At 68.3% G+C, this 13,063-nt stretch carries 17 protein-coding genes; all 17 read right to left on the reverse strand.

What is annotated here, in order from left to right:
• Positions 1 to 46: 46 nt before the first annotated feature.
• The 17 genes from era to BZG35_RS09985 all read right to left on the reverse strand — a co-directional run bounded on the left by era (position 47) and on the right by BZG35_RS09985 (position 13,048).
• Entirely contained in the window at positions 47 to 994 is a 948-nt protein-coding gene (gene era, locus BZG35_RS09905; RefSeq protein ID WP_077355503.1) for a GTPase Era, read from the reverse strand.
• Positions 991 to 1,704, reverse strand: a complete 714-nt coding sequence (gene rnc / locus BZG35_RS09910) for a ribonuclease III (RefSeq protein WP_077355504.1) — start codon at positions 1,702 to 1,704, stop codon at positions 991 to 993. The genes era and rnc overlap by 4 nt, the downstream gene beginning before the upstream one ends.
• The gene (gene lepB, locus BZG35_RS09915) at positions 1,704 to 2,654 is read right to left on the reverse strand and encodes a signal peptidase I (protein WP_077358012.1); all 951 of its coding nucleotides are present in this window, start codon (positions 2,652 to 2,654) and stop codon (positions 1,704 to 1,706) included. The genes rnc and lepB overlap by 1 nt, the downstream gene beginning before the upstream one ends.
• A gap of 214 nt (positions 2,655 to 2,868) precedes the next feature.
• A complete protein-coding gene (gene acpS, locus BZG35_RS09920) occupies positions 2,869 to 3,270 on the reverse strand; it encodes a holo-ACP synthase (protein WP_077355505.1) in 402 nt (133 codons plus the stop codon).
• Positions 3,267 to 4,037 (reverse strand): pyridoxine 5'-phosphate synthase, encoded by a 771-nt coding sequence (locus BZG35_RS09925; RefSeq protein ID WP_077355506.1) that lies wholly within the window; start codon positions 4,035 to 4,037, stop codon positions 3,267 to 3,269. The genes acpS and BZG35_RS09925 overlap by 4 nt, the downstream gene beginning before the upstream one ends.
• A complete protein-coding gene (gene pyrE / locus BZG35_RS09930) occupies positions 4,034 to 4,618 on the reverse strand; it encodes an orotate phosphoribosyltransferase (RefSeq protein WP_077355507.1) in 585 nt (194 codons plus the stop codon). Before pyrE ends, BZG35_RS09925 begins: the two co-directional genes overlap by 4 nt.
• A 38-nt stretch (positions 4,619 to 4,656) precedes the next feature.
• Positions 4,657 to 4,947 (reverse strand): hypothetical protein, encoded by a 291-nt coding sequence (locus tag BZG35_RS09935; protein WP_077355508.1) that lies wholly within the window; start codon positions 4,945 to 4,947, stop codon positions 4,657 to 4,659.
• A 20-nt stretch (positions 4,948 to 4,967) separates the two neighbouring features.
• Entirely contained in the window at positions 4,968 to 5,669 is a 702-nt protein-coding gene (locus BZG35_RS09940; protein ID WP_077355509.1) for an ABC transporter ATP-binding protein, read from the reverse strand.
• Positions 5,662 to 6,963: a lipoprotein-releasing ABC transporter permease subunit gene (locus BZG35_RS09945; RefSeq protein WP_077355510.1), complete on the reverse strand. Its 1,302-nt coding sequence runs from the start codon at positions 6,961 to 6,963 to the stop codon at positions 5,662 to 5,664. Before BZG35_RS09945 ends, BZG35_RS09940 begins: the two co-directional genes overlap by 8 nt.
• Positions 6,960 to 8,273 carry a proline--tRNA ligase gene (gene proS / locus BZG35_RS09950; protein ID WP_077355511.1) on the reverse strand — a complete coding sequence of 438 codons (1,314 nt, stop codon included), beginning with the start codon at positions 8,271 to 8,273 and terminating at the stop codon, positions 6,960 to 6,962. Before proS ends, BZG35_RS09945 begins: the two co-directional genes overlap by 4 nt.
• 69 nt (positions 8,274 to 8,342) lie before the next feature.
• Positions 8,343 to 8,606: a DUF1467 family protein gene (locus tag BZG35_RS09955; RefSeq protein ID WP_077355512.1), complete on the reverse strand. Its 264-nt coding sequence runs from the start codon at positions 8,604 to 8,606 to the stop codon at positions 8,343 to 8,345.
• A complete protein-coding gene (gene mce, locus BZG35_RS09960; RefSeq protein WP_077355513.1) occupies positions 8,606 to 9,028 on the reverse strand; it encodes a methylmalonyl-CoA epimerase in 423 nt (140 codons plus the stop codon). Before mce ends, BZG35_RS09955 begins: the two co-directional genes overlap by 1 nt.
• Positions 9,029 to 9,035: 7 nt before the next feature.
• Positions 9,036 to 9,980, reverse strand: coding sequence for a hypothetical protein (locus tag BZG35_RS09965; RefSeq protein WP_077355514.1), 945 nt, complete (start codon positions 9,978 to 9,980; stop codon positions 9,036 to 9,038).
• A 4-nt stretch (positions 9,981 to 9,984) separates the two neighbouring features.
• Positions 9,985 to 11,664 (reverse strand): ribonuclease J, encoded by a 1,680-nt coding sequence (locus tag BZG35_RS09970; RefSeq protein ID WP_077355515.1) that lies wholly within the window; start codon positions 11,662 to 11,664, stop codon positions 9,985 to 9,987.
• Complete coding sequence (locus tag BZG35_RS09975) at positions 11,661 to 12,443, reverse strand: type III pantothenate kinase (protein ID WP_077355516.1); 783 nt, start codon at positions 12,441 to 12,443, stop codon at positions 11,661 to 11,663. Before BZG35_RS09975 ends, BZG35_RS09970 begins: the two co-directional genes overlap by 4 nt.
• A 21-nt stretch (positions 12,444 to 12,464) precedes the next feature.
• Positions 12,465 to 12,836 (reverse strand): type II toxin-antitoxin system VapC family toxin, encoded by a 372-nt coding sequence (locus BZG35_RS09980; RefSeq protein WP_077355517.1) that lies wholly within the window; start codon positions 12,834 to 12,836, stop codon positions 12,465 to 12,467.
• Entirely contained in the window at positions 12,836 to 13,048 is a 213-nt protein-coding gene (locus BZG35_RS09985; RefSeq protein ID WP_077358014.1) for an AbrB/MazE/SpoVT family DNA-binding domain-containing protein, read from the reverse strand. The genes BZG35_RS09980 and BZG35_RS09985 overlap by 1 nt, the downstream gene beginning before the upstream one ends.
• Positions 13,049 to 13,063: the final 15 nt, after the last annotated feature.

A 13,063-nucleotide genomic window follows, 5' to 3' on the forward strand; every position in this document is an offset into this window, starting at 1 on the left:
GTCATCCCTTCCGGGTCAAATCGCGATCAACTCTGCGCGAAAGGGCCTAGACGTCGAAGTCCAGGCCGAACTGGGCATAGAGGGCGCGGCTGTCCTGCCATTTCGGATCGACCTTGACGGTCAGGAACAGGTGCACCGGCCGGTCGAGCAGCTCGGTCAACTCCTCGCGCGACTTCTGGCCGATCCATTTCAGCGTCTGGCCGCCCTTGCCCAGCACGATCGGGCGCTGGCTCTCGCGTTCGACATAGATGGTCTGTTCGATGCGGGCCGAGCCGTCGGCCTTCTCGTCGAAGGCGGTGGTCTCCACCGCCGCCGAATAGGGCAGTTCCTCGTGCACCCGCAGATAGACCTTCTCGCGCGTGATCTCGGCCGCCAGCACCCGGATCGGCACGTCGGCGGACTGGTCCTCGGGGTACAGCCAGTGCCCCTCGGGCATCGACCGGGCCAGGCGCTGCTTCAGGTCGTCGACCCCGTCGCCCGACAGGGCCGAGATCATATAGACCTCGGAATAGACGCCGGTCTCGAACAGGGCGTGGGACAGGGCCAGCAGGGTGTCGCGGCGCATGCCGTCGATCTTGTTCAGCGCCAGGATCACCTGGGTCCCGGTCGACTTCAGATTGGCGATGATGGTCTCGGTGTCCTCGGCCGAGCGGCGATCCGCGGCCTCGCCCGACTTGCCTTCCGAGGCGATGTGGGAGGCGGCGTCGATCAGGTGCACGACCACGTCCGCATCGTTGGCCCCGCCCCAGGCCGAGGCGACCATGGCGCGGTCCAGCCGGCGGCGCGGGGTGAAGATGCCGGGCGTGTCGACCAGCACGATCTGGCTCTCGCCCTCCATGGCGATGCCGCGCACGGGGAACCGCGTGGTCTGCACCTTCTGGGTCACGATCGAGACCTTGGACCCCGTCAGCCGGTTGACCAGCGTCGACTTGCCGGCGTTCGGCGCGCCGATGATCGCGGCGAAGCCCGCGCGGGGGTTGGTGGGTTCGGTCAAATCACGCCTTCACGTTGGAGCATGGCCGTCGCGGCCTTCTTTTCCGCGTCCTGACGCGAACGTCCCGGCGCGGTCAAGGGTTCGACGCCCTCGATGGAAACCTCGACCGTGAAGGTCGGGGCATGGTCGGAGCCTGTCTGGGCCACGACGCGGTAGGTGGGCAGGGGTCGGCCGTGCCCCTGGGCCCATTCCTGCAGCGCGGACTTGGGGTTGTTCAGGGCCCGCGGCGGGGGCGAGGCCAGTTCCTCAGCCCAGGCCCGATCGAACACGGCCCGCGCCGCGTCCAGCCCGGCATCCAGGAAGACGGCGGCCAGCAGGGCCTCCATGGCATCGGCGACCACGCCCTCCTTGCGCCGACCGCCGGTCTTGGACTCGCCGGGCGACAGCCGCAGGGCGTCGCCGACCTTCAGTCGCTCGCCGACCCTGCCGCAGGCGTGCTTGTCGACCAGGGCGTGCAGGCGCGACGACAGTTCGCCCTCGTCGGCGGCCGGGAAGTCCTGATGCAGCCGCTGGGCCACCAGCAGGCCCAGCACCCGGTCCCCCAGGAACTCCAGCCGCTCGTTGTGGCGCGCGGGCTTGCCGGCGGCCTTGTCGGCCCCCTCCCCCACGCTGGAATGGGTCAGGGCCCGCTCCAGCAGGGTGGGGTCCCGAAAATCGTGGCCGAGGCGTTCGACCAGAGCGGTCACCGCCTCTGCCCTCACGTTCGCCATCAGTCGAGAATCTTGAAGAACCGGTCGAGACGGATGTTCGCGAACCAGCTGATCGGGTTCCACAGGGAGGCTCCGGGCTCCCATGAGAACATGATGATCTCGGCCTTGCCGACCAGGTTCTCGTCCGGCACCAAGCCGACGCCGGCCGAGGCCTGGACCCGGCTGTCGATCGAGTTGTCGCGGTTGTCGCCCATCATGAAATAGTGGCCGAGCGGGACCTCATAGACGCCGGTGTCGTCCAGATCGCCCCCGGGACCGAAGTCCTGGGTCTCGAAGGTGCGGCCGTTGGGCAGGGTCTCGCGGACCTTGGTGACCGGACGCGGGCCGAAGACGTCGACCACTTCCGAGGCCCCGACGACCACGTCCTTAACCGCGACGCCGTTGATGTGCAGCCTGTTGTTGATCATCTGCACCTGATCGCCCGGCAGGCCGATCACGCGTTTGATATAGTCGGTCTTGTCGTCGCGCGGCAGTTTGAACACCACGATGTCGCCCCGCGCCGGTGCGCGGCCCAGCACGCGATCCTCGCCCAGCGGCAGGTTGATCGGGAGGCCGGACGAGAATTTGGAATAGCCATAGGCCCACTTCGACACGACGATGTAGTCGCCCTCGTAGAGGTTGGGCTCCATCGAGGCCGAGGGAATGGTGAAGGGCTGGAACAGCAGGACCCGCAGGACGAAGGCGATGGCCAGCGCCACGACGATGGTCTTGACGATCTCCAGGGTCTCCGACGCGGCGGAACCGCCATCGTCGTCGTCATCCTTGGCCGAGACGCGGGCCCCGGGGGGGATCGTTTCCTTGCGGTCGTCGAACGGCGCGTCGCCCTTGTCGCTCCAGATCGGCGGCGGAGTCGCAGAGCCCGAGCCGGAGGCCGTGGCCGTCGGTGCGGAGGGTTCGGCGAGCGCGGGCGACGCCGCCGCCGCGGTCGGCTCGATCGAGGCGTCCGGCATGGCGTCGCGCTCGACCTCGACCGCCTGACCGTCGATCTCGGTCGGCTGGTCCAGATCGGGATCGGACCAGACGAAGGGCTCTGCCGACGGGTCGTAGTCCCCCAGCGGGGGGTGCTGTGCGGGCGTCGTCGCGCTGGCCTGCTCGTTGCTCATCGTGTGGAAGCCTGTCCCCGGCCGCTGGCTGCGGTCTCTTCGTCGCACGGGTATATCCCGATTACGCCATCGGCAAGGCTTCGATCACCACGAAGGCGAGTGCATAGGGGTGCTCGTCCGAAAGCGTCAGATGAATGCGCGCGGTGTGGCCCGGCGGTGTCAGTCGGGCCAGATGGTCGGCGGCCGGGCCGGTCAGGGCCAGGGTCGGCTGGCCCGATCGCAGGTTCACCACCCCCATGTCCTTCCAGTAGACGTCGCGACGCATGCCGGTGCCCAGGGCCTTGGCGCAGGCCTCCTTGGCGGCGAACCGCTTGGCGTAGCTCCAGGCCGCATCCGGCTTGCGCTCGGACCGCACGCGCTCGGTCTCGGTGAAGCAGCGGTTGCGGAACCGGTCGCCGAACCGGTCCAGCGAGGCCTGGATGCGCCGGATGTCGGTCAGATCGGCCCCCACCCCCAGGATCACGCCGCCGTCTCCAGCCCCCGGGCCGCGTCCATCAATCCCCGCATCCGCGCGATGGCCGGACCCAGGCCGACGAAGATGGCCTCGCCGATCAGGAAATGGCCGATGTTCAGCTCCATCACCTCGGGGATGGCCGCGATCGCCGCGACGGTGTCGTAGTCGATGCCGTGCCCGGCGTGGACTTCCAGCCCCAGGCCGCTGGCCCGGGCGGCCCCCGCCCGCAGGGCCGTCAGTTCGCTTGCGGCGCGCTCGGCATCACCCTCGCGTACGGCGTCGCAATAGGCCCCGGTGTGCAGTTCGACCACGGCGGCGCCGCTGCGATGGGCGGCGTCGATCTGGGCGGGGTCGGCCCCGATGAAGAGGGAGACGCGCGATCCGGCGTCGTTCAGCCGCGCCACCACGGGCGTGATCCAGTTGTGGCCGCCGGCGACGTCCAGACCGCCCTCGGTGGTGCGCTCCTCGCGCTTCTCGGGCACCAGACAGACGGCGTGCGGACGATGGACCAGGGCGATGTCCAGCATCTCCTGCGTCACCGCCATCTCCAGATTCAGCGGCTGGGCCTGTTCCCGCAACAGGGCCGACAGCCCGTCCAGATCGGCGTCGGAGATATGGCGGCGATCCTCGCGCAGATGGGCGGTGATGCCGTCGGCCCCGGCCGCCAGCGCCTCTCGCGCGGCCCGCACCGGGTCTGGCGACAGACCGCCCCGCGCGTTCCGCACGGTGGCCACGTGGTCGATATTGACCCCCAGCCGGATGCGGGACGAGATCATTTTGCCAGCCGCCGGCTGCCCGGATCCTCGACCGGCAGGGCCGCCAGCTCGGGCGGCAGGGAATCGGCCGGATAGGCCGGCACATCCAGGGTGGCCAGGGCGATCAGCGGCACGCCGACGTCGGCCCGGCCGCCGGAGCGATCGACGATACAGGCGGCCGCCACGACATCGCCGCCCGCCTCGCGGATGGCGGCGATGCATTCGCGACTGGACAGGCCCGTGGTGACGATGTCCTCGACCATGACGACCTTCTCGCCCGGCGCGATGTGGAAGCCGCGCCGCAGTTTGAACGCCCCGTCCTCGCGCTCGACGTACATCGACCGCACCTTGAGGTGTTTCGCCGTCTCATAGCCGGGGATGATGCCCCCGACGGCGGGCGAGATGGCGACGTCAACCGGTCCCACGGTCGCGACGATCTTCTCCGCCAGGGCCTGGCACAGACGCGCGCAGCGGGCCCCGTCCATGAACACCAGGTTCTTCTGCAGGAAGACCGGGCTGTGCAGGCCGGAGGACAGGACGAAATGGCCCTCGCGCAGGGCGTGGGCGGCGCGGAATTCGTTGAGGACGTCTTCGGAGGTCATGCGCCGGTCTTAGGACCAAGCGCGCGCGACGGGAAGCGTCACCGTGCCAATCGGGCGTCGCATTCCGTCACACCGGCGGCGATGCCGAGTTCGGCGTAGAGGCCCCGCGCCTCGGTCCAGTCCAGCGTGGCCTCCCCCGGTTGGTCCAGATCGTCGAGCGCCAGGGCCTTCAGCCGCAATGCATTGGCCAGATCGAGCCGATGGGTGGACTGTCCGGCATAGATGCCGACGGCTTCGGTCGCCAGCGACAGCGCCTCGACCGCGCGGCCCGCCAGGCGCGCCGCGTCCGACCGATGGCGCAGGTCATGCGCGTGTTCCAGATCGTCCACAGGGCGCTCCCTTCCGTACGTCAGTATGCCCGCCCCTCGGCGGGTCGTTCCTCCAGATGGCCGTCCTTCAGGGCGAAGACCCGGTCCATATGGCCCGCCAGCTCCATGTTGTGGGTGGCGATCAGAGCCGCGACCCCGGTGTCCTTGACCAGTTTCTGCAGCGCCTCGAACACCGTCTGGCTGGTGGTCGGGTCCAGATTGCCGGTCGGCTCGTCGGCCAGCAACAGGCGGGGGCTGTTGGCCAGGGCCCGGGCCAGGGCCACGCGCTGCTGCTCGCCGCCCGACATCTGCGCCGGCTGGTGCAGGGTGCGCTCGGCCAGACCCAGCGACCCGAGGGCCGTCTCGGCCCGGGCTCGGGCCTCGGCCTCGGGATAGCCGGCGATTCGCATCGGCAGGGCGACGTTGTCGCGCGCGTCGAACTCCGGCAGCAGATGGTGGAACTGATAGACGAAGCCGATCCGCGACAGGCGCAGTCGCGTGCGCGCCCGCTCGTCCAGATTGCCGACGTCCTCTCCGTCGATCCGGACCTCGCCGGACGTCGGGCGCTCCAGCAGGCCGGCGGCGTGCAACAGCGACGACTTGCCCGACCCCGACGGGCCGATCAGCCCGACCAGTTCGCCCGGGAAGATGTCGAGATCGACGCCTTTCAGGACCGTCAGACCGCCCTGCCCGGTCGTATAGGTGCGGGTGACGCCGCGCAGGCTCAGGACGGGGCTACTCATAACGCAGGGCCTCGACCGGATCGATGCGGGACGCCGACCACGACGGCGGCAGGCTGGCGACGCAGCTCATGACCAGGGACCAGACGGCGACCCAGAAGACGTCGACGGGATCGACCTCGGCCGGGATGGCGTCCAGCATATAGACGTCGGCGTTGAACAGCTGGACCCCGGTGATGGCCTCGAGGAAATGCTGGATCGGGCCGATGTTCAGGCAGAACAGCAGGCCCAGGGTCAGGCCCGCCAGGGTGCCGGCCACGCCGATGGTCGCCCCGGCCATGAAGAAGATGCGCAGGATCGCGGCCGGGCTGGCCCCGATGGTGCGCAGGATGGCGATGTCGCGCCCCTTGTTCTTCACCAGCATGACGATGCCGGAGATGATGTTCATGGCGGCGATGGCCACGACCAGTCCCAAAATTATCGACATGGCGACCCGCTCCACCCGCAGGGCACCCCAGAAGGCGGCCAGACGGTCGCGCCAGTCCTGGACGAAGGCCCCCGGTCCGGCGGCTGTGGCGACGGGCTCGAGATAGTCCTGGACCCGGTCGGGATCGTCGACCTTCATCTCGATGACGTCCCAGACGCCCTCCTTGCCGAAGAACAGCTGGGCCTGTTCCAGGGGCATGAAGATGAAGGCCCGGTCGTAGTCCGCCGCGCCCGAGGTGTAGGTGCCGCCGACGATATAGGTCTTCTCCAGCCCGCCCAAATTGCCGAAGGCCGAGTCGGCCCCGGACGGCGAATAGATCTGGATCGGATCCCCGACGCGCAGCCCCAGCTGGTCCGCCAGGGCCTGGCCGATCAGGATGTTGTCGCCGCCATAGGCCCCTCGGCCGAAGCTGGCCCGGGCCTCGGCCGACATGCTGGACGAGACATAGGACATGGTGTCGATGTCGGCCGGACGCAGCCCGCGCACGAAGGCTCCGGTCGTCTGGCCACCGGCCCGAATCAGGGCCTGGGATTCGGTCAGGGGGCTGACGCTGACCACGCCGGGCACGCCGCGCAGCCGATCCACTACCGCGTCGCGATCGGGCGCGGTCAGGACCTGGCCCTGCACATACATATGCCCGTTGAAGCTCAGCATCCGGCCCAGCAGTTCGTTGCGGAACCCGGCCATGATGCTCATCACGCTGATCAGCACGGCGACGGCCAGCATGATGCCGATGAAGCTGATGATGGCGATGGTCGCCACCCCGCCCTCCTTGCGCTTGGCGCGCAGGTAGCGGAGCGCCAGGCCGATCTCCCAGGCGGAGAAGGCCCCGGCGGGCTTGGGCGGGGCCCCCAGCGGCGTCGTGGTCAACCGATACGCTCCATCGCCTGGTCCAGCGGCAGGGTCGACTTCTCGCCCGAGGCCCGGCGTTTCAGCTCGACCACGCCCTCGGCCACGCCCTTGGGACCGATGACCAGCTGCCACGGGATGCCGATCAGGTCGGCGGTGGCGAACTTGCCGCCCGGCCGCTCGTCGGTGTCGTCGTACAGGACCGACTTGCCCGCCGCCTCCAGGGCCTCGACCGCCGCCTCGCAGGCCTCGCAGACGGCCGGGTCGTTGGCGCGCAGGTTGATGACCACGACGTCGAACGGCGCGACAGAGTCGGGCCAGATGATGCCGGCGTCGTCATGACTGGCCTCGATGATGGCCCCCAGCAAACGTGACACCCCGACGCCATAGCTGCCCATGTGCACCTCGGTGTCCTGCCCGTCGGGCCCCGCCACCTTGGCCTTCATCGGGGCAGAGTATTTGGTGCCGAAATAGAAGATGTGGCCGACCTCGATGCCGCGCGCGGTCAGCCGGTCGGCCTCGGCCGTCTGGCTGTCGAATTGGGCGGCGTCGTGCATTTCCTCGGTCGCGGCATAGAGCGACGTCCGCTGATCAACGATTGACTGCAGGTCGTTCCAGTCCACGTCCGCGCCGGGCGCGGGCATTTCGACCAGCTGGCGATCGCAGAACACCTGGCTCTCGCCGGTCTCGGCCAGGACGATGAATTCGTGGCTCAGATCGCCGCCGATCGGACCGGTGTCCGCCCGCATCGGCACCGCCTTCAGCCCCATCCGGGCAAAGGTGTTCAGATAGGCCACGAACATCCGGTTATAGGCCCGCCGCGCCGCCGCCTCGTCGATGTCGAAGCTGTAGGCGTCCTTCATCAGGAACTCGCGCCCGCGCATCACCCCGAACCGGGGCCGGCGCTCGTCGCGGAATTTCCACTGGATGTGAAACAGGTTCAGCGGCAGCGCCTTGTAGCTCTTGACGAAACTGCGGAAGATGTCGGTGATCATCTCCTCATTGGTGGGGCCGTACAGCAGCTCGCGCTCGTGCCGGTCGGTGATGCGCAGCATCTCGGGGCCATAGGCGTCGTACCGCCCCGATTCCCGCCACAGGTCCGCCAATTGCAGGGTCGGCATCAGCACCTCGACGGCCCCGGCCCGCTCCTGCTCCTCGCGCACGATCTGCTCGATCCGGTTGAGCACGCGCAGGCCCAGCGGCAGCCAGGCATAGATGCCCGCGGCCTCCTGCTTGATCATGCCGGCGCGCAGCATCAGCTGATGCGAGATGATCTGGGCGTCCGAGGGCGCTTCTTTGAGCGTGGGCAGGAAATAGCGCGACAGGCGCATGAGCGTCTCGGATCGTAAAGCTTCGGGGCGACCAGCTTTAGCCGGGACCACGGGGCAAAAGCTAGGCGCTCAGACGCCCGGCGGCGCCAGGTCCGGCAGCGGCATCCAGCCGATGAAGACCAGGAACATCACAAAGGCCCAGACGATCAGGGCGACCCAGGTGGTGGTGAAGAATTTCTTCTTCAGGTTCGGCGTCTTGGGCGCCCCCCACTGGCTGCCATCGGTCGGCGGCTCGTGGGTTTCGGCCGAGGTGCCCAGCGGCAGGATGCCGAACAGCACCACCCACCAGACCACGACATAGATGGCGAACATGGTCACGGGACCGATGGGCATCAGTGGGTCTCCTTGGGGGTTTCCATCAGCTCGACCAGGACTCCGCCCATGTCCTTGGGATGCAGAAACAGGATCGGCGTGCCGTGGGCCCCGAGGCGGGGCTCGCCGGTGCCCAGCAGGGTCGCGCCCTTGGCCCGTAGCGCGTCGCGCGCGGCCAGGATGTCCTCGACCTCGAAACAGACGTGGTGCTGCCCGCCCCTGGGGTTCTTGGCCAGGAAGCCGTGGATCGGGCTGTCGTCGCCCAGCGGCTCGATCAGTTCGATCTGGCTGTTGGGCAGGTCGATGAAACAGACCCGCACCCCCTGGGCCGGCAGGTCGAACGGCGCGCCGGCCGCGGTGGCCCCGAGCAGATCGCGGTACAGGGCGACGCTGGTCTCGATGGACGGCGTGGCGATGCCGACATGGTTCAGTCTTCCGATCATGCGCAGCCTATGACCCCTCGACCGCCCCCGGGCAAGCCGCGCCCAGTCCCGGCGCCCGCAGGGCCAGCAGGATCGATCGTCGCACCTCGGCCGCCATCAGGTCGGCGTCGTCGAGGATACAGCCCACCACGGTGTTCGAGTTGGGGGCCAGAAGGCCATAGGGCTGGTCCAGCGCCTCCAGCCTCTGCCGCGCCGCGTCCAGCGCGGCCGGCGCCGCCGCGACCACCTCGGGGTCACGACTGACCAGGGTCATCTCGTGCAGCGCCTCGCCCGAGCTGGGGAAGTCATAGGCGGCGTCGTCATAGGGCGTCAGCCGCGCCGACAGCCGGTCCGGGGCGTCCGTGTCGCCGGGAAACTTGCCCTCCTGGCTGGCCGAGAAGACCAGCGCCTCCCCCTCCTCCGGCACCACCAGGATATAGGCGTGGCGCGGGAACAGCAGATACTGCGCCATCCATTTGGTCACCCAGACCAGCGGGGCCTCGTCCGGCCCCAGGGCATGGGCCCCGACATAGACGCCGGGCGGCAGGACCCGGCCGTCGATCCGCCCGTTCACCGCCTGGATCCGGTCGACCATGACCTGATCCAACAGGAAGGTGCCCCCCTCCAGCGCGTCCTCGAAATGCCCGCGGATCGCAGCCGGGGTGGGGTCGGGTCCGAGCTCGCCGCCGTAGATCACCTCGAAGGCCTCCTCCGAGGTCGGACGCCCGGCCGGGACGCTGAACCACAGCACGCCCAGCTCATGCGCGGTGCGCGCCGCCGGGTCCTCGCCACGGAAGGTCGACAGGCTCAGCGCCAGATTGACCACGGCGAACAGGACGACCAACCCCCCCACCCCCTGCCCCGCGATCACCGCCCATTTGCGCCAGCCGCTGAGGGGGTGGCGGGCGTGGCGCACGCGTTCGCGCAGCCGCCGCGCCCGGTCCCGAACCCTGTCCGAAACCGGGCCCGCCACGACCCTACAGCCGCAGGATCACGGTCTCGACGATCGGACGCCGATCCCAGATCTGCTGCGACGCCTTCTTCAGCACGCGCCCGACGGCGGCCTCGACCACCATGTCGTCGTCGCGGGCCTCGCCCTTCAGACTGTTGACCGCCTGTTCGACGCGCTCGGCCAGGTCGTCCAGCGAATCGCCCAGGCTGGTGACCTCGTCGCCCGGCAGGCCGATGCCGCGCACGTCGATGTCGCTGACGATCTTGCCGCGCTTGTCCATGGCGAAGCTGACCACCAGCACGCCGTTGGTCGAGGCGTGGCGACGCTCGCGCAGGGCCTCGCCCTTCTCGGTCACCACCATGCCGCCGTCGACATAGAGGCGGCCGTTCGGCACCTCGTCGATGATGGCGGCCGCGCCCGGGGCCAGACGCACCAGGTCGCCGTTGCGGGGGGTCAGGGTCTCCGGCGTCCCGAGTTCGCGGGCCAGGGCGGCGTGCTCCATCAGGTGGCGGCGCATGCCATGGGTCGGAATGGCGACGCGCGGCCGGGCCCAGCCGTACATCTTGCGGATCTCGTCGCGGCACGGGTGGCCCGAGACATGGATGCCCGGGTGGTCCTTCTCGGTGTAGAGACGCACGCCCCGGTCGGCGAGCCGGTCCTGCAGGTCGGCAATGGCCAGTTCATTGCCCGGGATGACCCGCGACGAGAACAGGCAGTGGTCGCCCGCGCCCAGCTTGATGAAGGGGTGCGATCCGTCGGCGATGCGCGACAGGGCCGCGCGGTCCTCGCCCTGGCTGCCGGTGCACAGATACAGGATCTCGTCCGCCGGCCAGTGACGGGCCTCGTCTTCCGACAGGATGGCGCGACTTTCGTTGAACAGGCCGACGTGTTTGGCGGCGGCGGTGATCCGGTGCATCGAACGCCCGGCCAGGGCGACGCGGCGTCCGGCCTTGTCCGCCGCCTTGATGACGCTGACCATGCGGGCGACGTTGGAGGCGAAACAGCCGACCGCGATCTTGCCCTTCTTCAGGCTGCCGATCAGTGCGATCAGGCCTTCCTGGGCCTCCAGCTCCGAGCCCGCCTCGCCCTCGACGAAGACGTTGGTCGAATCGCAGACCATGGCCAGCAGGCCCTCGTCGCCCATCGTCTCGATGGCGGCGATGTCGGTCGGCTTGCCGATGACGGGGTTGGGATCCAGCTTCCAGTCGCCGGTGTGGAACACCGTGCCCAGGGGCGTGGCGATCTTCAGCCCGTTCGGCTCGGCGATCGAATGGGTCATGGTGATGAAGTCGACCTGGAACGGCCCCAGATCGACATGGCCGCCCAGCGGCACCTCGATGATCTTGACGTCCTTCAGAATGCCCGCGTCGCGCAGCTTCTCGCGGATCAGGAAGGCGGTGAAGGGGGTCGCGTACAGCGGGGCCTTGATCCGGCTCCACAGCCAGCCCAGCGCCCCGATATGGTCCTCGTGCGCATGGGTCAGCACGATGCCGCGGATATTTTCGCCCTCCAGGAAGGACGGATCCGGCACGATGATGTCGACGCCGGGCGTCGACTGGTCGCCGAAGGTCACGCCGACGTCGACGATCATCCACTGACGATCGTCTTCGGGGCCGTAGCCGTAGCAGTTGAGGTTCATACCGACCTCGCCCGAGCCACCGAGCGGCAGGAAGACGAGTTCGTCGTTGGCTTTGATGTTTGTCATGTGTCCGTCAGATGGGTATTGCGGCGCCAGATTTCGAGAAGGCCGCGGATGGTCAGGTCCGGATCGAACCGGTCGATGCTTTCGGTGGCGCCTTCGAACAGGGAGGCCACGCCTCCGGTGCCGACGACGGTCATGGGTGCCCCCCACTCAGCCTTGATTCGCGAGACCATGCCCTCGATCAGGCTGACATAGCCCCAGAAGACCCCGGACTGCATATTGGACACGGTGTCCTTGCCGATCACCCTGTCAGGCCGCTGAATGGCGATGCGCGGCAGCATGGCCGCCGCCTCGTGCAGCGCCTGGAGGCTGAGGTTGATTCCGGGGGCGATGGCCCCGCCTTCGAAGGCCCCGTCGGCGGCGACGACGTCGAAGGTGGTGGCGGTGCCGCTGTCGATGACGATCAGGTCGCCGGGATAGAGCAGATGCGCCCCGATGGCGTTGACCAGCCGGTCGGCCCCCGCCTCGCTGGGCTTGGCGATCCGCACCGGAATGCCGATCTGGACATTGTCCCCGATCACCAGGGGTTCGACGCTCAGATAGCGGCGCGACAGGTTCTTCAGGTTGAAGATCGACTGCGGCACGACGCTGGAGATGATGCAGCCGGTCAGCGAGGCCAGGTCGATCCTGCGCATCGACAGCAGCTGCGTCAGCCAGACGGCGTATTCGTCCGCCGTGCGGCTGGCCTCGGTCGCCGTGCGCCACTGGGCGATCCAGCTCTCGCCGTCATGCACCGCGAACAGCGTATTGGTGTTGCCCTGTTCGATGGCGAGCAGCATCAGGTGTCGGATCCGTGCATCAGGTCAATTCTTCTCGACCAGGATAACGCCCGGCAGGTCGCGGAAGTGGGCGTCGCAGGTCAGCAGGTCCGCGCCGTATTCCTGAGCGGTGGCATAGATGACCGCGTCGGCCGTGGCCAGCTTGTGGGTGACGCAAATCTCTCCAGCGGTCACCGCGATCCGCATCGTCAGCGGAACGACGATGCAAGTCCGGCTGAGCGCGAGCGTCGGATCGAGAAGGTCTGCCTGATATCGCATCAGCCATTTGGTCAGTTCGAGCTGGACCATCGTGGGAACCAGCCAGTCTTCGACCCCAGGCATGGCCGGAGCCAGGCTAGCGCCTGTCGGCGTACCTGCAAGAAATTCGATCCAGGCTGACGTATCGACAAGCCGCATCAGTCGCGGTCGTTGCGGTCTCGATAGTCGGTCGTGTCCGCGCCTTTGGCGAGGCCGAACAGCTCCTTCAACTCCGGCACGGGCACCAGGACCACGCCTTTGCCCTTCGGAACGAAAACCAGCTTCTGGCCTGGCTTCCAGCCGAGTTCGTCGCGAACGGCCTTGGGAACGGAAATCTGGAACTTGGACGACAGAGTTGTGGTGACAGACATGACCATACCCGGTTC

This window comes from Brevundimonas sp. LM2, from assembly GCF_002002865.1.
Classification (GTDB): domain Bacteria; phylum Pseudomonadota; class Alphaproteobacteria; order Caulobacterales; family Caulobacteraceae; genus Brevundimonas.